21 protein-coding genes are annotated in these 20,979 nt (G+C 36.4%); 11 read left to right on the top strand and 10 right to left on the bottom strand.

From position 1 onward, the window contains the following. Positions 1 to 12: 12 nt before the first annotated feature. Entirely contained in the window at positions 13 to 888 is an 876-nt protein-coding gene (locus BMX63_RS07630) for a LysR family transcriptional regulator (protein ID WP_093133645.1), read from the bottom strand. Between the two features lie 103 nt (positions 889 to 991). On the opposite strand from BMX63_RS07630, the gene BMX63_RS07625 reads away from it, so the two are divergent. After that, positions 992 to 2,131, top strand: a complete 1,140-nt coding sequence (locus tag BMX63_RS07625; RefSeq protein ID WP_093133643.1) for an MFS transporter — start codon at positions 992 to 994, stop codon at positions 2,129 to 2,131. A 367-nt stretch (positions 2,132 to 2,498) separates the two neighbouring features. Here the strand turns inward: BMX63_RS07625 and BMX63_RS07620 are convergent, their stop codons facing one another. Then, positions 2,499 to 2,888: an ACT domain-containing protein gene (locus BMX63_RS07620; protein WP_093133640.1), complete on the bottom strand. Its 390-nt coding sequence runs from the start codon at positions 2,886 to 2,888 to the stop codon at positions 2,499 to 2,501. Positions 2,889 to 3,139: 251 nt separating this feature from the next. Here BMX63_RS07620 and BMX63_RS07615 point away from each other — a divergent pair, with 251 nt between their 5' ends. The 5 genes from BMX63_RS07615 (at position 3,140) to BMX63_RS18650 (ending at position 8,079) form a co-directional block, all read left to right on the top strand. Beyond that, positions 3,140 to 3,937, top strand: coding sequence for an HAD family hydrolase (locus BMX63_RS07615; RefSeq protein WP_093133638.1), 798 nt, complete (start codon positions 3,140 to 3,142; stop codon positions 3,935 to 3,937). 298 nt (positions 3,938 to 4,235) lie between these two features. After that, positions 4,236 to 7,226: a formate dehydrogenase subunit alpha gene (gene fdhF / locus BMX63_RS07610; RefSeq protein WP_093133635.1), complete on the top strand. Its 2,991-nt coding sequence runs from the start codon at positions 4,236 to 4,238 to the stop codon at positions 7,224 to 7,226. Then, on the top strand, positions 7,201 to 7,692 hold the full coding sequence (locus BMX63_RS07605) for a helical membrane plugin domain-containing protein (RefSeq protein WP_093133633.1): 492 nt from the start codon (positions 7,201 to 7,203) through the stop codon (positions 7,690 to 7,692). Before fdhF ends, BMX63_RS07605 begins: the two co-directional genes overlap by 26 nt. A 16-nt stretch (positions 7,693 to 7,708) precedes the next feature. After that, complete coding sequence (locus tag BMX63_RS07600) at positions 7,709 to 7,930, top strand: heavy-metal-associated domain-containing protein (RefSeq protein ID WP_177167237.1); 222 nt, start codon at positions 7,709 to 7,711, stop codon at positions 7,928 to 7,930. 17 nt (positions 7,931 to 7,947) lie between these two features. Beyond that, positions 7,948 to 8,079, top strand: coding sequence for a hypothetical protein (locus BMX63_RS18650; protein ID WP_281242735.1), 132 nt, complete (start codon positions 7,948 to 7,950; stop codon positions 8,077 to 8,079). A gap of 53 nt (positions 8,080 to 8,132) precedes the next feature. Here BMX63_RS18650 and BMX63_RS07595 read toward each other — a convergent pair whose 3' ends face one another. From BMX63_RS07595 to BMX63_RS07585, 3 genes are all read right to left on the bottom strand, one after another. Next, positions 8,133 to 8,909, bottom strand: a complete 777-nt coding sequence (locus BMX63_RS07595; RefSeq protein WP_093133625.1) for a formate/nitrite transporter family protein — start codon at positions 8,907 to 8,909, stop codon at positions 8,133 to 8,135. Positions 8,910 to 9,436: 527 nt separating this feature from the next. Beyond that, entirely contained in the window at positions 9,437 to 10,363 is a 927-nt protein-coding gene (locus tag BMX63_RS07590; RefSeq protein WP_177167236.1) for an aminoglycoside phosphotransferase family protein, read from the bottom strand. Between the two features lie 25 nt (positions 10,364 to 10,388). After that, on the bottom strand, positions 10,389 to 10,949 hold the full coding sequence (locus tag BMX63_RS07585; protein WP_093133620.1) for an AAA family ATPase: 561 nt from the start codon (positions 10,947 to 10,949) through the stop codon (positions 10,389 to 10,391). 183 nt (positions 10,950 to 11,132) lie between these two features. Between BMX63_RS07585 and BMX63_RS07580 the strand changes: the two genes are divergently transcribed. The 4 genes from BMX63_RS07580 to BMX63_RS07565 all read left to right on the top strand — a co-directional run bounded on the left by BMX63_RS07580 (position 11,133) and on the right by BMX63_RS07565 (position 14,761). Beyond that, a complete protein-coding gene (locus tag BMX63_RS07580; protein WP_093133617.1) occupies positions 11,133 to 12,098 on the top strand; it encodes a S8 family peptidase in 966 nt (321 codons plus the stop codon). Positions 12,099 to 12,156: 58 nt separating this feature from the next. Continuing rightward, entirely contained in the window at positions 12,157 to 12,603 is a 447-nt protein-coding gene (locus BMX63_RS07575) for a YndM family protein (RefSeq protein ID WP_093133615.1), read from the top strand. 269 nt (positions 12,604 to 12,872) lie between these two features. Next, positions 12,873 to 13,799, top strand: a complete 927-nt coding sequence (thpD, locus tag BMX63_RS07570; RefSeq protein WP_093133612.1) for an ectoine hydroxylase — start codon at positions 12,873 to 12,875, stop codon at positions 13,797 to 13,799. Positions 13,800 to 13,936: 137 nt separating this feature from the next. Beyond that, positions 13,937 to 14,761 (top strand): MBL fold metallo-hydrolase, encoded by an 825-nt coding sequence (locus BMX63_RS07565; RefSeq protein WP_093133609.1) that lies wholly within the window; start codon positions 13,937 to 13,939, stop codon positions 14,759 to 14,761. On the opposite strand, the gene BMX63_RS07560 is transcribed toward BMX63_RS07565, so the two are convergent. The 4 genes from BMX63_RS07560 to selD form a co-directional block, all read right to left on the bottom strand. Continuing rightward, positions 14,749 to 15,405, bottom strand: a complete 657-nt coding sequence (locus tag BMX63_RS07560) for an NUDIX hydrolase (RefSeq protein ID WP_093133606.1) — start codon at positions 15,403 to 15,405, stop codon at positions 14,749 to 14,751. The two genes, BMX63_RS07565 and BMX63_RS07560, sit on opposite strands and share 13 nt — an antisense overlap. A gap of 147 nt (positions 15,406 to 15,552) precedes the next feature. Further along, positions 15,553 to 17,436 carry a molecular chaperone HtpG gene (gene htpG, locus BMX63_RS07555; RefSeq protein ID WP_093133604.1) on the bottom strand — a complete coding sequence of 628 codons (1,884 nt, stop codon included), beginning with the start codon at positions 17,434 to 17,436 and terminating at the stop codon, positions 15,553 to 15,555. A 192-nt stretch (positions 17,437 to 17,628) separates the two neighbouring features. Continuing rightward, complete coding sequence (phnD, locus tag BMX63_RS07550) at positions 17,629 to 18,540, bottom strand: phosphate/phosphite/phosphonate ABC transporter substrate-binding protein (protein ID WP_093133600.1); 912 nt, start codon at positions 18,538 to 18,540, stop codon at positions 17,629 to 17,631. A 308-nt stretch (positions 18,541 to 18,848) separates the two neighbouring features. Then, positions 18,849 to 19,898 (bottom strand): selenide, water dikinase SelD, encoded by a 1,050-nt coding sequence (gene selD, locus BMX63_RS07545; protein WP_093133597.1) that lies wholly within the window; start codon positions 19,896 to 19,898, stop codon positions 18,849 to 18,851. 185 nt (positions 19,899 to 20,083) lie between these two features. Here selD and BMX63_RS07540 point away from each other — a divergent pair, with 185 nt between their 5' ends. After that, a complete protein-coding gene (locus BMX63_RS07540) occupies positions 20,084 to 20,338 on the top strand; it encodes a DNA alkylation repair protein (RefSeq protein WP_093134079.1) in 255 nt (84 codons plus the stop codon). Between the two features lie 50 nt (positions 20,339 to 20,388). Here BMX63_RS07540 and BMX63_RS07535 read toward each other — a convergent pair whose 3' ends face one another. After that, positions 20,389 to 20,934 carry a hypothetical protein gene (locus BMX63_RS07535; protein WP_220083819.1) on the bottom strand — a complete coding sequence of 182 codons (546 nt, stop codon included), beginning with the start codon at positions 20,932 to 20,934 and terminating at the stop codon, positions 20,389 to 20,391. Positions 20,935 to 20,979 lie beyond the last annotated feature (45 nt).

Raw genomic sequence — 20,979 nt, 5'->3', positions numbered from 1 at the left:
TAGTGTCTTTTATTAATAATCCTTATTTTTAGCTATCATGTATTGTGAGAATGCGTCTACCATTCCCTGTCCGCTTTTAGAACTTACCATAAATACTTTTCTTTTGGGAATGCTTGTTCGTGGATAAAAAGGTATTTGAGAAATTAAATTTTCTCTCTCATACTTTTCAATAATGCTCTCCAACATAAATCCAATACCTTCTCCATTTAGTATAAGTCGTACAGCAACTCCTGCATGATCAACTCTGTATCGCATTGTTTCATGCTTTCCTAACACGGCCTCAAACCATTCAGAGAACTCTGTCCCCCAATTATAATGAATAAAAGGAATGTCTTTTATAGCTTCAGATTTAACAGAACCTAACTTTCTAACTAACTCTGGTGAGCCTACTAAAAATATAGGTTCTTCTCTAATGGTATAGATGTTAAACAAAGACGAATGAGGGGGATTATAGACAAATCCAACATCTATTAATCCATATTGGATTTTCTCTATAATATCATCGGAATGTCCAGTGATTAGACGTATCGCTGTTTTGGGGTTACAAGATTGATAGTCGTTAATTTGACCAAAAATGGGTGTATCCCATAGCGAATTCATTCCACCTATTACTAAGTTATTATTAAAATTTGACTTAATCCTGGTAGTCTCAATTCCTTCATTCATTATTTCTAATGTTTGATTAGCATAAGTCAAAAATGTCTTTCCTGCATCGGTTATTTCTACATTACGCGTTTTCCTTATGAATAAAGTTTCCCCAACCTCCTCTTCCAGTAATTTTATTCTTGCCGTAACCGTTGATTGGACAACATTCATTTCTTCTGCTGTTCTTGTGAAATTCTTACTGTTAGCAAGAGATACAAATGTCTTTAATTGCTCAAAGTCCATACCCTCCACCTTCTATTAATTAATTTTTTTGATTAATTGTATGAAAATAATTCGTTTCTATTATTAATTTTCTTCAGATATCATTAATTATAGGAGGAATCATATGACTAAGCAAACGTATATTCTGACATTTCTAATATTTATACTATCAACTGGTGGTTATACAGCAATGCCTTTATTTCCTATGCTGACAGATATACATAGTATTAACTTAACACAAGTAAGTACATTAACTGCGACTTATATTTTTACTCAAAAAGTAACACCTATTTTATTTGGTCCACTTGGTGACTTCTATGGTTACAAAAGGATAGCTATTTTAGGTGAAATGATTAGAGGCATAGGGTTTATCGGAGTGGGATGTGTTTCCAACTACTATTCATTATTAATCTGTTCTGCTTTTGCTGGTTTAGGCGGAGGATTTGCAGTTCCTTCTTTACAATCCCTTATTATGAAAAGCTCTAAATACGAAGACAGGGCAAAGGTTTCCTCTTTAAGAGCAAGTGCTACCAACGCTGGATTACTATTTGGCCCTATTTTATCAGGTATCGTTATATGGGCTGGAAATTTAGATTTTGTTTTTATATTTGCGGGAATTCTTTATCTATTAGGATCTTTATTAATCGTTGTGTGTATTGATTCTTATAAAAATATTTCAGAAATTAAGAGAATATCACTTCAACACCTAACAGAAATTCTTCACAATAAAGGCTTTATACATCTAATGATTTTTATGCTTATGTTTTATATTTTATTTGCACAACTATTTGTAACTCTACCAGATTACGCTAAACAATTTACAAATCAAATTCAAATACTATTTCTAATTAATGGAATAACAGGTTTAGCTTTACAATATCCGGCAGGTCTATGCGTGACGAAGTATAATAAACCAGGATTTTTCATAATACTGGGTATTACAATGATTTTTTTATCATTTCTTACGTTATCATTATTACATAATTATATGGTATTATTCATTTCTATTATTTTCTTCACTATTGGAGAAATTTTGATATTACCTATCATGGAAACATCTATAGCAAATTACTCTGATAGGTCCGGTAATATGGGTCTCTACTTTGGTATAAGTAAATTATCTGATGGAGTCGGCAGACCTTTAGGTAGTATTTTGGGCGGATGGATGCTTTATAGTGTAAACCCAGCATTTGCTTGGTTTATTTTTTCTTTATTCACCATTATTATTCTTTTGTATTATCTTGTATTTTTAAAAAGGGTCTGATCTAAGAAGATTTCTGGGATTAAGTACATATGAGATTATTTTTCGTCTCTACTCTAGAGTTTTAGTAAGTCTGTATTCTTAAACTTTTACCCCCCTCTACTTTTTTTAGAATAGGTGTTCAGGTAAACCGTTTATTAAACTGTTGTTTATTTGAACACTGTAACAACATATCAAGCATTCGTTTGGTTGAAATATTCATCTCCCATTTTTTGAAGTTATTAATCCCCATGCTTTTCATAAAATATATCGTATAAGTAAAACGAATATCCCATATTAGCTTAAAGTGCAATGAAGATGAGAAAACATTTCAAATTTTTTAGCTCCTTTATTTAATGGTCAAAAGCCCTTCTATAGCGTAATCGTCTATTTAAATATTTCTAAATGTATGCCCTTCCTTCTCTAAAACTAACTTTGCCTTTTCAATAGAATGATTTTTAACAAGCAGGTAATCTGTATTAAAAGTAGATATTGCAAAAACACTTATCTTATAATCTGATAAAGGAGTAGCTAAAGAGGCTAATATCCCTGTTAAACTAAAGTCCAACACCCCTATAATCTTTATACACTTCCAGTCATTTTCAACTTCCTGAATCACTTCATCACTAGTAGGTAAACAATCTGAAGGGCATAAAATAGAAAGTTCCTCATTAGTACGAGTAATAGAAAACATATCGCCCTTAGTTGCCCAAAACGGTATTGCCTCAGTTGGGGGGATTTTAATAATAGAGAAAGTTGAATCTAAAATTTCTAATTTCATCTTTTAGCACCTCTGTAAATAATTATTTTACCATTCTTCTTTCCAGTTCTTATTCCACTAAACCGCTCCATGACTACTAACACTTTCTTAAAGTAGTTGTGAATAAAGATACTATAAATATACGAAAAAAGCTACTAAACATCCATAAACGGTTACTCCATAAACTTCATTTAAATTATACACAGTATTTACTGAGCTTTAATAATCAAGTGATATGATGAGTTTAGCAACCAAATAAGGAGGTCAATTAAATGAAAGTACGCGCATTATTTATCGATATGGATGGTACATTACTAAATCCTTCAAACACAATTTCCTGCCGTAATAAGAAAGCTATTTACAGACTTATAAATCAGGGAGTTAAAGTATTTTTAGCTACTGGTCGGCACTATGAGGTAACAGTTCCCTACCATAAGGAAATGGAACTAAAAACTCCGATGATTTGTTTAAATGGTGCTGCTATTCACGATGCAGTTACCGGAAAAATCATACAGAAAAAACCTGTCCAATTGAACGAAGACAAATTTCACCAGCTGACAGCGGATGATCCATGTAATGTTTTGATCCATACCCCAAAAGGGCTTTATTGTAAGAAATCTAATGAGGAAATTGAATATTGGACAAAAGTTGGGCAAACTCCGCCACGGTATATTGGAGATTTAAGACATGCCGATTATCAGGATGTTCTTAAATATAGTGTTCGAACAGGTACACAAAGTCCTGAATTATCCGCCCAGTTTAAAAAGGAAGCAAGAATTGTCGAATGGAATGATGGTTTTGAAATTATGGCTCCTAATGTTTCCAAATGGGAGGCTATAAAAAGCATACTACATCCATTTCGCATTAGCCCAAATGAAGCTGTCGCGATTGGAGATGGTCCAAATGATATAGAGATGCTTCGTCATGTAGGTACAGGTGTTGCTATGGGGAATGCGAGCAATGAAGTTAAAGCAGCTGCTGATTTTGTTACAGGGCACCACGAAAATGACGGGTTAGCTGAGTTTATCGAACACTATCTTCATATATCTTATGAATCGTTTGTGATTTAGAATTAAATTACGATTGATTTTTGAAATCAATGCTGACAGGAGCAGGTTATTTGTGAAATCTATGCCTGTCAACAATGTAACCTCCCCTCTTTTATTACCACATCACCATGCACGTTGTATCAAAATAATCCCTCTCTTCTATAATTTAGCCACTAATTATTTTCTTTTCAGCATTTGAATAAAGGGATTAAGGGTCTACTCTCCCTTTTTTATAGTTTTATTCTTATAGTTGTAATACAAAATCCAAAATTGGTAAATAATGATTATGAAGTTATGAATAGAGGTGGTGTATCTTTCTATGGAAGAAAATCGCTTTACTTTGAAAATCAATAACCAGGAAGTTCAGGCGATTGAAGGACAATCCATTTTAGAAGCGGCATTGGAAAATAATATGTATATTCCTGGTATTTGCTCCTCTCAACCAGATTTAGGGATTGGAGCGATTCAAACCTGTGATACGTGTTTTGTGGAAGTGAATGGTGAATTGAAGAGGGCTTGCTCAACAGATGCAGCGCCTGATATGGTTGTGAATTCTGTTTCTGAACCTGCTAAAGAAGCTCAGTTAGAAGGAATGTCACGGATTTTAAAAAACCATGAGCTTTACTGTACAGTTTGTGACAACAATAACGGAAACTGTGTGGTACATAATACAGCAGAATATTTAGAGCTTGATCATCAGAAATATGAATTCACACCAAAGCCCTATCCACCGGACAACTCCCACCCTTTCTACCGTTACGAACCTGATCAGTGTATTTTATGTGGTTTGTGTGTAGAAGCTTGCCAGGATCTTCAAGTCAGTGAAGTATTAAGTATTGATTGGGACCGGGAGCAGCCAAGAGTTATTTGGGATGATGATGTGCCAATCGATCAGTCCTCCTGTGTTTCCTGTGGTCATTGTGTATCTGTTTGCCCATGTAATGCTTTAATGGAGAAATCCATGCTTGGAGAAGCCGGTTATATGACAGATATCCCTAAAAACATCTTAGAACCTATGATTGATTTAACTAAAGAGGTTGAACCTGGTTATCAGGAAATTTTTACGATTTCAAATGTGGAAGCAACGATGCGTGAGGAACGAATTAACAAAACCAAGACCGTTTGCACGTATTGTGGTGTAGGATGCAGCTTTGAAGTATGGACGAAAGGACGAGACATCCTGAAGGTTCAACCATCAAGTGATGCACCGGTAAATGGGATTTCTACCTGTGTAAAAGGAAAATTTGGATGGGATTTTGTCAATAGCGAAGAGCGATTGACCAAACCTCTTATTCGTAAAGGAGATAAATTCTATGAAGCGACCTGGGATGAAGCCTTAAGCCTTATGGCAGATAAGTTTACAGAAATCAAAGAAAAAGAGGGGTCTGATTCCTTAGGATTTATCGCTTCCTCCAAATGTACAAATGAAGAAAACTATCTGTTCCAAAAATTAGCTCGTTCAGTATTCCAGACAAATAATATCGACAACTGCTCCAGATATTGTCAAACTCCTGCTTCTGCAGGTCTCATGCGTACGGTTGGGATTGGCGGGGATTCAGGTACAATCGAGGATATTGCAACAGCTGATTTAGTTATGGTTGTTGGTGCGAATCCATCCGAATCCCATCCAGTGCTTGCCACAAGAGTTAAACGAGCACATAAACTTCATGGTCAAAAACTGATTGTATCGGACTTAAGAAAAAATGAAATGGCAGATCGTTCAGACCTGTATCTCCATCCTAAACCAGGATCAGATCTCGTGTGGATTTCAGCCGTTACCAAATACATTATAGATCAAGGATGGGAATCAAAAGATTTTTTAGAAGAGAGCGTGAATAATGTAGATGAATTTAAACAGTCTCTTCAAAAGTTTACGCTGGAATATGCTGAGGAACATGCAGGGTTATCAAAGGATACTTTAATAAAAGTAGCGGAGATGATTCACGAATCGAATGGAACATGTATTCTTTGGGCTATGGGTGTTACCCAGCATATGGGCGGAACGGATACTAGTACAGCGATTGCAAACCTTTTATTAGTAACAGGCAACTTTGGTAAACCAGGTGCAGGAGCATATCCGCTTCGTGGTCATAACAATGTACAAGGAGCCAGTGATTTTGGAACAATGCCAAACTTCCTCCCTGGTTATGAACCGGTTGAGAATGATGAAGTACGTTCCCGATACGAACAAGCGTGGGGAACCAGTATCCCTAAACATCCAGGATTAAACAACCATCAAATCGTTGAAGCCATTACAGACGGTAGTGTTAAAGGGATGTATCTATTTGGTGAAGAAATGGCTTTGGTGGATTCCAATATTAACTATGTTCATGAAGCTTTTGAGAAACTTGACTTTTTCGTTGTTCAGGATATCTTCTTTTCAAAAACGGCCCAGTTTGCCGATGTTGTGCTTCCAGCCGCACCAAGCCTGGAAAAAGAAGGAACCTTTACGAATACAGAAAGAAGAATTCAACGCTTTTACCAAGTGCTAGATCCGCTTGATGATTGTAAACCGGATTGGAAAATTTTCCAGGATATGGCCAATAAAATGGGCGCTAACTGGAAGTATGAACATCCTTCTGACATTATGGATGAAGTGGCAAAGCTCGCCCCGGTATTTGCCGGCGTAAGCTATGATCGCATGGAAGGATGGGATAGTCAGGTTTGGCCTGTAAAGCCTAATGGTGAAAGCACTCCTCTTTTATATACAGAACGATTTAAATTTCTTGATGGTAAAGCACGTTTATACCCTGTTGATTGGACCCCTCCTTTTGAAATGGGAGATGAATTTGACCTTCACTTAAATAACGGAAGGTTACTCGAACAATTCCATGAGGGGAATATGACAAATAAATCAGAGGGAATTAATCATAAAGTGAAAAACCCTTGGCTTGAGGTATCTCACGAGTTAGCAAAGGAACGAAATCTGGAGTCAGGTTCACTCGTTCGCCTTACTTCTCCTTATGGAAAAATTAAGGTTCGTGTTTTAGTAACGAACCGGGTTACGGGTAATGAGCTCTATTTGCCAATGAATACAACCGAAAATATAAAAGCGGTCAATAAATTAACCAGCAGCTATTATGATAAGGACACTCATACACCAAACTATAAGGAGACGCAAGTCCGAATGGAATTGCTCGAAAAAGCGGGCGAACCTCCTCTACCTGCCCACAATCACCGGTTTGGAAATCCTCAGCCTCATATTGGTGTAGAGGTTGAGAAAAAATGGAACAGAAAAGATTTTACTTCGGTTCCGGAAACGCTAAAAAGTGAGGGATCTTATCATGGCAAAAGCAATCACGCAAATTGAAAAGAATCAGAAAAATATTCAGGAAGAACGAGCGGAAGATTTAGCCGCTATTGTGGATCAAATTGCAGATAATCGGGAAGTAATACAGGACACCTTAATTATCCTTCAAGAACTCCATAACACTGGGGTTCTTGATATGTTAAAAGGATTACTGCGAACAAGAGAAAAAGTTGGAGCAATAGCGATAGAACAGCTAAATCAGCCAGCAATGCATAACATGATTAAAAATGGCATGAACACGATAGGACTTCTTTCGGAAATGGACCCTGACCAGCTTCAGGCCATCTTTGGTGGTTTAAATCAAGGGCTAGAAAAAGCAGCCGAAAGCACAAAGAAACAAGAAGAAATGGGGATATGGGGGCTTATGAAGTCGATGAGAGACCCAAACGTTAGAACGTCTATGAATACAATGGTCAACTTTTTAAATGGTATGGGAAGTGGACTTAAGAGTAGTGAAACTCACTAACACAGGTGGTGCAAAAATGATTACACAAAAGTTATCAATTCCCAATTTAAAAAAAGAAGATGAACGAAGAATAAGTGAGGCTTTACACGATGTTTGGGGAATCCGCAATGTAAAAATTAATACACAAACCAATGAAGCGATTATATCTTATGACGAGGATGCTGGGTCCTTACAAGATTTTCAACAAGCCATTATTGATGTAGGCTATGAAGCCAATCCTAATGATGAAGAGATCTGATAAGGGAGGTATAAACATTGCCGAGGATTTGTGAAATATGCGGACGCGTGGATGATGTGGAACATGAAGAGTTTCCTTATGATATATTAGATGTATGCCCAGAATGTACCGATCATTTAGTCCATCCTTTTTCAGAAAATGAAGAGTAAAAAAGAAGGCTTTAGCCATTAATTTAGGCTAAAGCCTTCTTTTTCATGTAATATTAAACATCGTTGCGTAAATAAGCAAACCAGTAAAACGCTCCAACAAATACAGCTCCGCCTACAGCATTTCCGAAAAAAACCGCAACAAAATTTTCAAGATACTCTATCCATGTATAATAACCGGCAAATATGGCTGCCGGAATAACAAACATATTAGCAACCACGTGCTGGAACCCAATGGCAACAAAGGCCATAATCGGAAACCATATACCCAAAATCTTACCAGCAACATTATCTGAAGCATAGTTAAGCCAGACAGCTAAACAGACCAACCAATTGGCACCAATTCCAGATACAAAGGCTTGAAAAAAGCTATCTTCAATTTTGGCACCAGCTATCTCTACTGTTTTATCAAGGAAAGATCCTGTTTCTGTCAGGCCTAAAAGATGACCAAAAAAGTAAGCTACAAATATGGAGCCAATAAAATTACTTATTGTGATGATAATCCAATTGTTTACCACTTGACTGGTCTTTACTTTTCCGGAAAATCGTGCTGTTGCTACAGCCATCATATTTCCTGTTAACAGCTCACCCCCTGCTATTAAGACGAATACTAGTCCAACTGGAAAGACTGCTCCGCCAATAAAAGCTGCCATGGAACCCCATATTTCATCTGAAAGGTTGCCGGTTACTCGAATGTCTAATAAAAATCCGAATGCAATAAATGCTCCAGCCAGAAAGCCTAATGCAAGCATTGTGGATAAAGGTAAATGCGCTTTCTTTACACCATGATCTCTGGCTAGCTCTGCTGTTTTCTTAGGAGGATGAAAGGACATATACATAACCACCTATACATTTTTATTTGCTTGATTCAAACCGTTTGTGTTTAAAGCTTTATTTGTGGTGAGGAGAAAAACTTACACCTGTCATTCGTGTATGACCTGCAAGCTTTAACATGAATGCTATTGGAATGGACTTTTATAAGACTTTGTGAAACCTAAGTGTTGATATCCTCTCCAGTGCATTCGCTTTCCGCGATCAGTCCTCAGGGGTCTAGTGCACTTCCTCTCAATCAAATTGGTAGAAAATCAACAATAAGTTTTAACACAGCCTTTTTTGGGTTACTTTTAATACATTTTCTGATTATATTCTTCCACGATAAACAATCACTTTATTCGTTAACGAAATATCATTTTTTGCTCATCCCCCATTATTTTCCCCAGTGCCTTATGAAGACTTTTATTGTTCCCATGAAATCAATACACAACCGGATTATACCGAATTTTGCTGTGAATTATCCTCCTTACATAGGGGCGATATAATCATTAATCATTGTATGTTTTACGAATAAAAAGGGACAACCTTAAAAATTGGTTGCCCCGAATGCGTCGATTTGCTTACATAAATGAAAAAAAGCTTTACTTCCTTGATAGAAGTCTTCATTATAGTGATTTTTGTCATCACTGGTCTGGCATGTGGCTAGTACAGAATGACAAAATCCCCATTTAATAAGTCGGTGTTTAGCCAATTGGCATTGCTCTGCCAGAATCTCAATGCGCTTATTTATAGTCTGTTCTACATTTTCTTTCGGTAGTTGATTGAGCAAAAATTGTATAAAGTCATACTCCCTTTCCCCAATTAACCCCTTAGGATCAATAGCTACCCATCCCCCTTTATCCCGGAGAATATTTTCATGGTGAAAATCACCATGTAAAATCCAGTTTTGTTTTGCCGTTTCGTTTAGATAAGCAAATAAGGATAAAGCTTTTTGGAGAATGGACCGGGAATATGGTCCTATGCCGTTTGGGTTTGTCTGAAGAATTTTCCGCAGTTGTCCTTCTCTCGATTTTGTTGTTGGTAATAAGGTTATTTGGTTTTGTGAAGGATAGGTAAGGCTGTTATGTACTTCGGCTGCAATTTGAGTTCGTAGTTCGTCATTTGATAATTCAGCCAAAGAATCTCCAGGTACTAATTTCTTTAGCAAAAGAATGCCACATTTCAAGTCATAATCGATTGGTTTAACCATCTTTCTTGTACGAAAAAGGTCGAGGGCTTTGATTTCATTCCTAAATTCCTCTCCAGGAATACTTATTTTGATGAAAACAGAAGACCCATCCTGCATCACAGCAGGTGCTACGTAATTAATCGACAGAGAAATTGGCTCTTCTATCTTTACATTCCACTTCTGTTCACAGTAACCGATTAGTTCTGGTAATTGTTTTAACCATTTCTCACCTATTTCGCCAAAATGAAATTGTACAGACTTTATAAACTGAGCAGGTAATGGCAACATAACCCCTCCTCTTCCCCTTCTCTTATAATTGAAGTTGATCCTTTATTATACGGGCCACGTCTTCAGGACGTTTATCCGTATTGTTAATTCGAATATATGGACTTCGTTTTATTTCTCCTGGTTTTGAATTTAAACGATATTGATTCATGGATTCCTTTAACTCACGCTCTGAAAAATCGATATTTCTTTTTGTCGGTTTTTGTTTTAAACGATCAGGGGTTTTATTACGTGCAACCCTTACTTCCATATCTGCTTCCAATTCTACAAAATAAACCTCTCCACCCTCAGATTCAAAAATAGAGCAGATTTCCTCAACGAATTCCCAATCTTCCTGTTCACTAAACGCCCATACATAGGTGAAAATAAGACCTTTAAGATCACTCCGGGCAGCTTCTTTAAATATTTCATACCGAAACATATTATTCAATCGGTTAAAAGATTTGCTCCCGAATTCAAAGAAATTCAGCACTAAATCAATTGTCATATGATTATGAAACAGCTTGTATTCTGTAAGTTTAGCTAATTCATGTCCTACAGTCATTTTTCCTACAGCTTGTGGTCCAAAAAGTAATACGAATTTCATACCCTCTCTCCTTCTCCATTTCCTTTACAATCCTGATAACATACACCTTTCTATAACATAGGACCATATTCCTCTATAAAAATAAATCATTTGAAACTGTTATAATATTCTGTCATCTGGTAAAATGGCTGATAACTTCTTAGAACTACCCATCCTGACAATTCATTTAAGGAGGTTCTCTTTATGTTGGAACAGGTTCGTCTGATTGATTATCAAGTAATGGAACAACTGGATGAAACCAATGAAGTACCTAAGGGAGTTCGTCTGATTAAAGCCTCAGAAGTATGGGGGAAATCAAAGGGTAGAGATCAAACGATTGCTGTTTTAGATACCGGGTGTGCTGATCATAGGGATTTAAACCAAAATATTATAGGTGGTCGTAACTTTACAACCGATGATAATGGAAATCCGGAAATCTTTGAAGATTATAATGGTCACGGTACACATGTCGCTGGAACCATTGCAGCAGCAGAAAATGGAGATGGTGTAATCGGAGTTGCTCCAGAGTCCAAACTACTGATACTAAAAGTATTAAATGAAAATGGATCAGGACAGTATGATTGGATTATTGAAGGGATTCATTATGCTATTGAACAGAATGTCGATATCATTTCCATGTCTTTAGGTGGTCCAGAAGATATTCCAGAACTTCATGATGCCATTAAAAAAGCGGTGAATCACGATATATCTGTCGTTTGTGCAGCTGGTAATGAGGGAGATGGAGATGATACGACAAGAGAACGATCTTATCCCGGTTCTTACAATGAAGTCATCAGTGTAGGCGCCGTAAATTTACAAAGAGAGTCCTCTGAGTTTACCAATTCGAATAAACAAGTGGATTTAGTAGGACCTGGTGAACAAATCACATCAACCTATTTGGATGGTCAATATGCAACATTAAGTGGAACATCGATGGCTACACCTCATATAACCGGTTCTTTAGCCCTTATAAAAAGTATTGAGACCAATAATTTTGAACGGAATTTAACAGAGGCAGAATTGTATGCACAGCTTATTAAACGGACTGTGCCATTAGGATTTTCACCAAAGCTTGAGGGAAACGGTTTAATATATTTACCTTTACTTGACTATATCCAAGGTGTTTATGACGATTTAAACGTTCAAATTCGAAAACCTTTACCAAATTAATTCTTGTGAATAGACAATTCCTTTTAGGAGAACATAGTTAAAAAAAGGAGTTGTCTATATGAACCATGTAATGGCTTTACTAATAAAAGGGATATCGAGTTTCATACTCCTATCGGTTATTATGGGTTGGATATACGGGATTTCCTTTGGAGATATCTTCCTTATTACGGTTGTATTAGGGATTGTTTCCTATATTTTAGGTGATATGTTCATTCTTCCCCGAACCAATAATACGATGGCTACAATGGCCGATTTGGGACTGGCTTTCGTCGTTGTCTGGTGGATGGCTGCAAACCTTACTACTGTAAATAATTTGTTTTTCCCCTCTTTAATTGCAGCTATTGGTGTTGGGATATTTGAATACTTTTTTCACAAATATGTTGATCGTACGATTGTTCATGACCAGGAGAGGGATGAAATTGGCCAAGAGGGAAATCTTCGTTATCAAACGGAAACTTCAGAAGAATTAACCGATTTAGATAATAATGAGGATGAAACTAAATAAATGCTAAATGAGGTGCAGTTCAATATTGTTGAATTGCACCTTTTTCTATTTAGTTTTTACCCATTTGCTTTATAGGGTTTGTTAAATCAAGCAAAAAAGGGATAAAATGCAAAATTATTAGATAAATCCATTAATGTTACATTACATCTGATTACACGAGCTGTAGAAAGGGCACATCGGCTATTAGCAGGCTTGAGTGTCGGCCGCTTAATTCATACAATGTGCAGTGTAAAGGGTTTTAAAAATGGTTTTAGAGGAGGAGTGATCGTATGACAGACTTCTATCCATCTAGAGTAAGCTCATTACCTTCAATAATGGAAAGGAAGGATCCGGTCGTTTATGGATCTAAGGCAGATGGACCTCTAAACAACAAAGAACTCGACTTTTATAAACAAAACGGCTACATATTCTTTGAAAAATTGTTTGCAGATGATGAAGTAGAGATGCTTCGCAAAGAATTACATCAGACTATGAATAACCATAAATCTGTTGACAAACCTTATGTAGTTCGTGAACAAGGCAGTGATGAAATCCGTTCAATCTTTGAAGTACACAAAAACACGGAGTTTTTTCAAAAGCTGTCTTCACATGAACGTCTTGTAAATATCACCCAGCAATTACTTGGAGATGATGTTTACATTAATCAATCAAGAATTAATTTTAAACCTGGGTTTAAAGGAAAAGAATTTTACTGGCACTCCGATTTTGAAACCTGGCATGTTGAAGATGGAATGCCACGAATGCGAGCTGTAAGCTGTTCCATTATTTTAACCGATAACTATGAATATAATGGACCGCTTATGTTAATCCCGGGTTCTCAAAATTATTATGTACAATGCCCAAGTGGTACTCCTGACAGTCACTTTGAACAGTCCTTGAAGAAACAGGAATTTGGGACACCTGACCAGAAGAGCTTGAAGTGGTTAGTGGATCAAAGTGAGGGAAGAATTGACCGTGCAACTGGTCCAGCAGGTTCTGTACTATTCTTTGAAAGTAACATAATGCATGGTTCGAGTGGGAACATATCCCCTTATCCACGTAGCAATGTATTCTTTGTGTTTAATAGTATTCAAAATAAGCTGAAACAACCATTCTCAGATTTAAATCCAAGACCTGAGTTTTTAGCTAACCGCGAAAACATTAAACCTATACAACCAAAGCCATTTGATTTAACTAAAAAACTTGTTCAATTCTAATCATTATAAAGGAACACTTTTTACCTTTCTTCAGGCTGTTGAAACATTTCGACAGCCTGTTTTTTACTGGAATTAAAGGGATTATTTCCGTCATTGATGAATAAGAATAATAAGAACTTTAAGGAGGATGATTTTAAATGACAGAACAGTCTATAAAGATTGTGCGAATCCCAATCAAAGCCCCTACCTTATGGCCAAACACAGACTCAAATAGTTATTTGATTGGGAATGAAAAAGAAACCTTACTCATTGATGCAGGTTATGATATGGCTGAAACCAAAATAGCAATTGAAAATACCATTCAACAGCATCAAATGGCTCCTCCCCATTCTGTTGTGTTGACTCACTATCATCAGGATCATGCGCCGGGAGTTCGTCAATTAAACCACATTTTAACTAAAGCATACTGTCATGTTAAAGAGTTTAATGAAATAAAAACAGCTATATCACCTATTCAGGAAATAGAACAGCTGGTGGATGGTACCATTCTTAAAGTCGCTGAAAGGGATATTCAAATCCTCCATAGTCCAGGTCATACTGCGGGTCACGTAAGTTTATATATACCGTCAGAAAAAGTGTTGATTTCCGGAGATGCGATTGTATCAGAGGGCACTACATGGATTGGGCCACCAGATGGAGATATGAATGATTTTTTACAAACCTTACAACGCTTTAAAACGTTAGATATTGAAAAAATAGGACCAGGACACGGGGAATGGGTATATCAGCCATATGACAAAATTGATTTTGTCATTCACCGCAGATTACATAGAGAAAAGCAAATTAAAGATTTACTGAAAGGACGAAAAGCATTAACCTTGGATGATTTAACGAAACTTATTTATGAAAATAAAATTGACTCTAGTGTATTTGAAGTTGCGAAACGAACCATAGAAGCTCATTTAATCAAATTGAAACAGGAAGGTGTGGTTAAAAAGCATCATGACCATTATTCTCTTTGATTTTCCTGCCTGGGCATTATTAACGGTCCTCCATTAAAATATCCTACAATGGTCTCAAGCGATGTAATTGTAGGTGAAACCATGGCCAGTAATCCTTGTTGATTTTTTTCCAGTGCTTCCTGCGGGCTGCTCCAGACAGCATAATCGATTTCATTCCAATCAGGATCTGGAGTTTGTCCTTTTGGTAGATTGGCAATAAAAAAACGGGTATCAAACCGTATAGGACTTGATTCTGGAGTAATTCGATGACCAAAATATTGTAAAGAGGATAAATCGAATTGCAAACGTTCCTGTTCTAACATATCTAAAAAAGAAATCTCACTTTTTACTAACAATTGACGATATTCATCTTTCGAGTGGTGATGAAAAACGAATGGCCCTTTTTCTTTTACTAATAGTACACCAACCTCTTCGAACAACTCTCTGGCAGCTGCTATATAATGAGCTGGAGGGAAGTGTTCATATTCGTTTTTACGATAAGACCATTCATTGGATGGGTTGTCTTCTTTTTCTACAGCACCACCTGGAAAGACATAAAACCCTCCTAAAAATTTCATTGTATCTGGTCGTTTTGTTAAATAGACATTATGATTGACTTCATCCATGAGTATGACTGTAGAAGCAGGTTTTGGTTTTACCGGCACTATTTATCTCTCCTTTATGGACGATAGCGATTTAATCAAAACGTTTTGTACTATATGTATTCAACATAAAAATACGTATCCCTTTATTAACAAAACAAAAGAGGTCCTCCGCCTATTTAAAAGCATGAGGACCTCTTTTATTTCATTTTAAGCCATTACTTTACAAATATCATTGGTGAATTCAACAGGATCCTGAATAGGTAACCCTTCAATTAACAAAGCTTGATTATAAAGAAGATTTGTATACAATGACAGTTTTTCTTCATCATTGTTGTCAAAGGCTGTTTGCAGCGATTTAAAAACGTCGTGGTTTGCGTTGATTTCTAAAATCTTGTCGGCCTTTATATTTTGATTATCAGGCATTTGATTAATGACTTTTTCCATCTCAATAGACACTTCTCCATCTGCACTTATACAGACTGGATGGGATTTTAACCGTTTAGATATTTTTACATCTTTTACTTGATTAGAGAGGATTTCTTTCATTTTATCAAAGAGTTCTTTGTTTTCTTTTTCTTCACTTTCCTTTTGCTCGTTCGCCTCTTCATCTTCAATACCTAAATCACCACTTGAAACAGACCGGAATTCTTTGTCGTTATAGGTTCTCATCATTTTAATCGCAAATTCATCTACTTCTTCAGTAAAATATAAAATTTCATAACCTTTATCCAACACTAGTTCAGTTTGTGGTAACTTTTCGATACGATCTATCGAATCGCCTGTTGCATAATAAATGTATTTTTGATCTTCTGGCATTCTTGAAACATACTCATCAAGACTAACAAGCTTTTTCTCCTTGGAAGAATAGAATAGTAACAAATCCTGTAACGTTTCTTTGTTTTGACCAAAGTCACTATAAACGCCAAATTTAAGCTGTCTGCCAAAGGATTCAAAGAATTTTTCATAGTTTTCACGTTCATTCTTCAGCATTTTCTTTAATTCATTTTTGATTTTTTTATTCAAATTCTTAGCAATCAGTCTGACTTGGCGATCCTGTTGAAGCATTTCTCTGGAGATGTTTAAAGATAAATCTTCAGAATCTACTAATCCTTTTACAAAACTGAAGTAATCAGGTAGTAAATCAGCACATTTATGCATGATTAGAACGCCATTGGAATAAAGCTCGAGGCCTTTTTCATAGTCCTGTGAATAGTAATCAAATGGGATATTTTCCGGAATATAAAGAATCGAGTTAAAACGAATGGCGCCATCTACTTGAATATGCATATGCTTCAGTGGGTTATCAAAACCATAGCGTTTTTCATTGTAAAAATTGTCATAGTCCTCTTTTGTCAGTTCATTCTTATTTTTACGCCAAATGGGAACCATGCTATTAATGATCTGCTCTTCTGTATATTCTTCCAGTTCCTCCTCATTGTCTTCTTTAGGCCTCTGTTCGGTTATATCCATTTTAATAGGATATCGGATAAAATCTGAGTATTTCTTTATAATATTTTTTAAATGATTTTGATCGAGAAAATCATCATAATGTTCATCTTCCGAGTTTTCTTTTATTTGCAACGTAATTTCTGTGCCAATGTCATCCTTTGAATATTCTTCCATTGTATATCCTTCAGTTCCCTCAGACTGCCATTTATATGCCTGTCCGCTTTCAAGGGATTTGGTTATCACTGTTACAACATCTGCAACCATAAAAGCTGCATAAAAGCCTACACCAAACTGTCCTATGATATCATGACCATCTTCAATCTCAGTTTCATTTTTAAAATGTAAAGTACCACTTTCAGCAATGGTTCCTAAATTATTTTCCAGTTCTTCCTTCGTCATTCCGATTCCAGTATCTCTAATGGTCAATGTTCGATTGTCTTTATCGGCTTCAATCTTTATGTAATATTGATCTTGTTCAAATGTTAATGAATCATCGGTTAAAGCCTTGTAATAGATTTTATCAATAGCATCACTGGAATTGGAAATCAACTCACGAAGAAACACCTCTTTTTTGGAATAAATCGAATTAATCATCATTTCCAGTAATCGCTTCGATTCAGCTTGAAACTGTTTCTTTTCCATTTTTCTCTCCTCCTTCTGTATTCAAAAAGATCATGTATCCCTTTAATTTTAGCACTCAATAGCTTGATGTGCTAACAATCATTTAATATCATAATTTTTTCACCCTGTCAATATGAAGTGCTCTCTATAACGGCTTTAGAAGGAAAAAACATCTATCCTTAAAAGGGGATAGATGTTTTTTGAATGGCTGTTTTATTCTTCGATGATTCCCTGTTTAACGGCTGCTTGCCTGATGCTTTCATAATCTTCATTATTTGCTTTGGTAAAGCCATTTGCACCAAATGCATCTAAAATGTCCTGATCCTCTATATTTAAGAAGGATTCCTGTAAAGCTTCTATGGTTTCTTCATCCGTATCCTTATGAACGGTCCACGGGTATTGGAAAAGTTTTTCAGATTGCCAGATTTTTTTAATTTGATCTCCATCAATTTTCCCTGAATCTACTAGCTGATGATAAATCGCACTATCAATTGCTCCTGCATCTACTTGCTGGTTTTGTACGGCTAATGCAGTTGCATCATGAGATCCTGTAAATTGAATAGAATTAAACTCATGCTCATTTTCATCAACATAAACTCCCTGTTCCTGCAGTTCAATACTAGGAATTAAGGAGCCCGAGGTTGAACTTTGATCACCAAAGGCAAAATCAATTTCCTGAGGTTTTTCCAATAAGCTATCCAAAGAATCCCAAGGATTATCTTTATGTGTAATAATGTATGAATGATAAAAAGGCTCACCATCAATTAGCTGAGTAACAATGGCTTTTGCTCCACTGTTAGCATGAGCTATGACATATGTAAGCGGTCCAAGATATGCCATATCAATCTGATCATAATTTAACGCCTCTACTACGCCGTTATAATCAGGATAGACATCAACCTTAACCTCTCGATCTAAATCCTCTGAAAGTACAGTTTGTAATTTATTCATAGCTCCTTCCATCTGTCCTTCTGTTTGGGCCGGAATTACGCCAATTGTAAATACATCCTGCTTTTCATCATCAGAGTTTTGATCACTAGATTCATTTTCATTATTATTTGTACCGCAAGCAGATAATAACAGAACAGCCAAGGTTAAACCAATAAATAACAGACTTTTCTTCATTCACAATCACTCCCTGCACATAGAATGAGGCTGGGACAAAGTTATCAATCATCCAAGAAAAATCTCAACAAAATTGTAGATGGAGCATATAGCCCCTACAGAATTCTCCATCGATTTCATCGAGTTGGTGAGACTCCACTGGTCTTTTTACTGTGAAGTCTCACCTAAACCTTATCGCCGGAGGATAATAAGGCTTAGGTGATTTCACCTTACACGAGAACATTGAGGAGTCTAGATATATTTTCTTCGCTAAAATCGTTCTTGGTTCTTCTTTGGTTTAAGCACCGTTGTCATGTCCCAGCCTCTATTTAAATAACTTTTATACTTCCTGGATTTGATTCTGTTACTTCCCCAATAATTGCTGATTGTATGTCTGTATCTTCAAGTTTATTCTGAATAGCTTTTGCATCCTCTTCAGGGGCAGCAATCAGTAATCCTCCTGAAGTAATAGCATCACAAAGCATAATCTGTTCAACTTCACTAATAGATGAACTGTATTCAACCCGATCAGCCAACCATTGATGATTCTTCTTAGAACCACCAGGTACTACACCTTGCTCGGCGAGTTCTTTGGTTTGAGGTAGAATGGGAATTTGATTATATCTTAAAGTCATACCTACTTGGCTGCCCTCTGCCATTTCACTTGCATGTCCTAATAAACCAAAACCGGTTACATCTGTACAAGCATGAACATTATAAGGTTCCATAGCTTCTTGTGCTTTCTTGTTTAAGGTAGCCATCACTTTCATCACATGGTCTGTTGTTTCCTTATCCAGCAAATCCCTCTTGATTGCTGTTGTTAAAATACCAACTCCAATAGGCTTTGTCAGGATGAGCTTATCTCCTGGTTTCGCACCTACATTGGCGAGAATTTTCTTAGGATGTACTGTGCCTGTGACAGATAAACCAAATTTTGGTTCCTGGTCATCAATAGAATGGCCACCCGCTAAAGCAGCACCTGATTCACGTACTTTATCAGAGGACCCAGCAAGAATATCTGCTAAAATACTTTTGTCTAAGTTGTTCACTGGGAAGCCAACAATATTCATTACGGTTATCGGCGTTCCTCCCATTGCGTAAACATCACTTAGAGCATTGGCTGCTGCAATTTGGCCAAACATATATGGGTCGTCTACAATAGGTGTAAAGTAATCAAGTGTCTGAACTAATGCAGTTTCTTCATTTATTTGATACACCCCAGCATCATCTGAAGTATCCAACCCTACCAACAGGTTCGGATTAGGTTCGGACTTTGGTATATGCCGCAAAACTTGCGACAGGTCTTCTGGACCGATTTTGCATCCTCATCCACCTTTTGTGGTCATAGAAGTTAATTTTATCATTTCTTTATCAGCCATCTTATCCCTCCATTCTATGAAAGCAATCCTACTTATTTTCACAAAACTTACTTTTACTTTCAACTGAAATGCTTATAATATAGGATTCCTTATTTCATGAGTTGTAAACATCATTAAATATACTTGATTATTGTAACACATAAAACCTAATATTTAGGGGATTATATCTTGTGGAGGTTGATAAAATGACTGGTCCATATTTGTGCCCAAATTGTAAAACGAACAAATCACGTTTTAACCTTATCGAACAAGTGGCTACACCGATTAAATTGGACCCACAATCAGGTGAAGTAATTGAGCAATATACAAATCAAGATACAGGGGTTATGCATGTAGCTTATAATGGTCCGGATTATAAAGTGCAATGCGGAGTATGCGGATTAATTGAGGATGAACATACGTTTATCAAACATGCAGAATATCAACAAAAACATTTATAAAAAAGAAAAACAAGCCTGAAAAATTAAGGCTTGTTCTTCTTCAAAATCTATTATTGAAGTTCACTTGCTAAGTCAGGAGTGCTGCTTAGACCCGCATCTTCAAATAATGGTGTAACTTTTTCACTGTAAGTAGAAAGCTTATCTTCTGCTGCTGTAAAATCATTAGAATCAGCTTCTAAATCGGACTTATAAGCTTCAAATGCCCCTTTAACATCACCAATTGCTTCCTCAAAAGTGGATGCAGTTTCATCAGTAAGTTTATCAGTTTGGACAAGCTCATAAGAATCTAAGGTGTTAATTGCTTCTTCTGCAGCAGTAATGGCATCGTTTTTTAATGTTTCTAAGGTTTCTTCATCTGTATCTTCTTCATCTAATGCTGCAATATAGTCATTGATAGCTGAATACTGTGAACGAAGCGTATTCGCTAATTCGACATGGTTCTTAAGTAATGCAGCTTTGTCATCGCTTTCTCCTTCAGTTGAATTATCTTCAGAAGTTTCATTCGTCTCAGAAGCGTTGCTTGTCTCTGATGTATTTTCATCATTACTGCCGCACGCAGTAGCTACCACTAAAGCAAGTGTAAGACTTAAAAGCAAAAATAATTTTTTCATTAATTGTACCCCCTATTTTTTGTATCCACA

Source organism: Salinibacillus kushneri, assembly GCF_900111405.1.
Lineage (GTDB): Bacteria > Bacillota > Bacilli > Bacillales > Alkalibacillaceae > Salinibacillus > Salinibacillus kushneri.
The sequence above is the reverse complement of the archived record's forward strand: the minus strand, read 5'-3'. Positions and strand labels throughout refer to the sequence as shown.

What these genes read in the sequence shown, in the direction of transcription:
- BMX63_RS07605 (WP_093133633.1), top strand. Translation starts at nt 7,201, where the DNA reads ATGGCAAAAGCAATCACGCAAATTGAAAAGAATCAGAAAAATATTCAG.
- BMX63_RS07575 (WP_093133615.1), top strand. Translation starts at nt 12,157, where the DNA reads ATGAACCATGTAATGGCTTTACTAATAAAAGGGATATCGAGTTTCATA.
- BMX63_RS07565 (WP_093133609.1), top strand. Translation starts at nt 13,937, where the DNA reads ATGACAGAACAGTCTATAAAGATTGTGCGAATCCCAATCAAAGCCCCT.
- BMX63_RS07625 (WP_093133643.1), top strand. Translation starts at nt 992, where the DNA reads ATGACTAAGCAAACGTATATTCTGACATTTCTAATATTTATACTATCA.
- thpD (WP_093133612.1), top strand. Translation starts at nt 12,873, where the DNA reads ATGACAGACTTCTATCCATCTAGAGTAAGCTCATTACCTTCAATAATG.
- BMX63_RS07585 (WP_093133620.1), bottom strand. Translation starts at nt 10,949, where the DNA reads ATGAAATTCGTATTACTTTTTGGACCACAAGCTGTAGGAAAAATGACT.
- BMX63_RS07630 (WP_093133645.1), bottom strand. Translation starts at nt 888, where the DNA reads ATGGACTTTGAGCAATTAAAGACATTTGTATCTCTTGCTAACAGTAAG.
- BMX63_RS07595 (WP_093133625.1), bottom strand. Translation starts at nt 8,909, where the DNA reads ATGTCCTTTCATCCTCCTAAGAAAACAGCAGAGCTAGCCAGAGATCAT.
- BMX63_RS07580 (WP_093133617.1), top strand. Translation starts at nt 11,133, where the DNA reads ATGTTGGAACAGGTTCGTCTGATTGATTATCAAGTAATGGAACAACTG.
- BMX63_RS07540 (WP_093134079.1), top strand. Translation starts at nt 20,084, where the DNA reads ATGACTGGTCCATATTTGTGCCCAAATTGTAAAACGAACAAATCACGT.
- BMX63_RS07620 (WP_093133640.1), bottom strand. Translation starts at nt 2,888, where the DNA reads ATGAAATTAGAAATTTTAGATTCAACTTTCTCTATTATTAAAATCCCC.
- phnD (WP_093133600.1), bottom strand. Translation starts at nt 18,540, where the DNA reads ATGAAGAAAAGTCTGTTATTTATTGGTTTAACCTTGGCTGTTCTGTTA.
- htpG (WP_093133604.1), bottom strand. Translation starts at nt 17,436, where the DNA reads ATGGAAAAGAAACAGTTTCAAGCTGAATCGAAGCGATTACTGGAAATG.
- fdhF (WP_093133635.1), top strand. Translation starts at nt 4,236, where the DNA reads ATGGAAGAAAATCGCTTTACTTTGAAAATCAATAACCAGGAAGTTCAG.
- BMX63_RS07600 (WP_177167237.1), top strand. Translation starts at nt 7,709, where the DNA reads ATGATTACACAAAAGTTATCAATTCCCAATTTAAAAAAAGAAGATGAA.
- BMX63_RS07615 (WP_093133638.1), top strand. Translation starts at nt 3,140, where the DNA reads ATGAAAGTACGCGCATTATTTATCGATATGGATGGTACATTACTAAAT.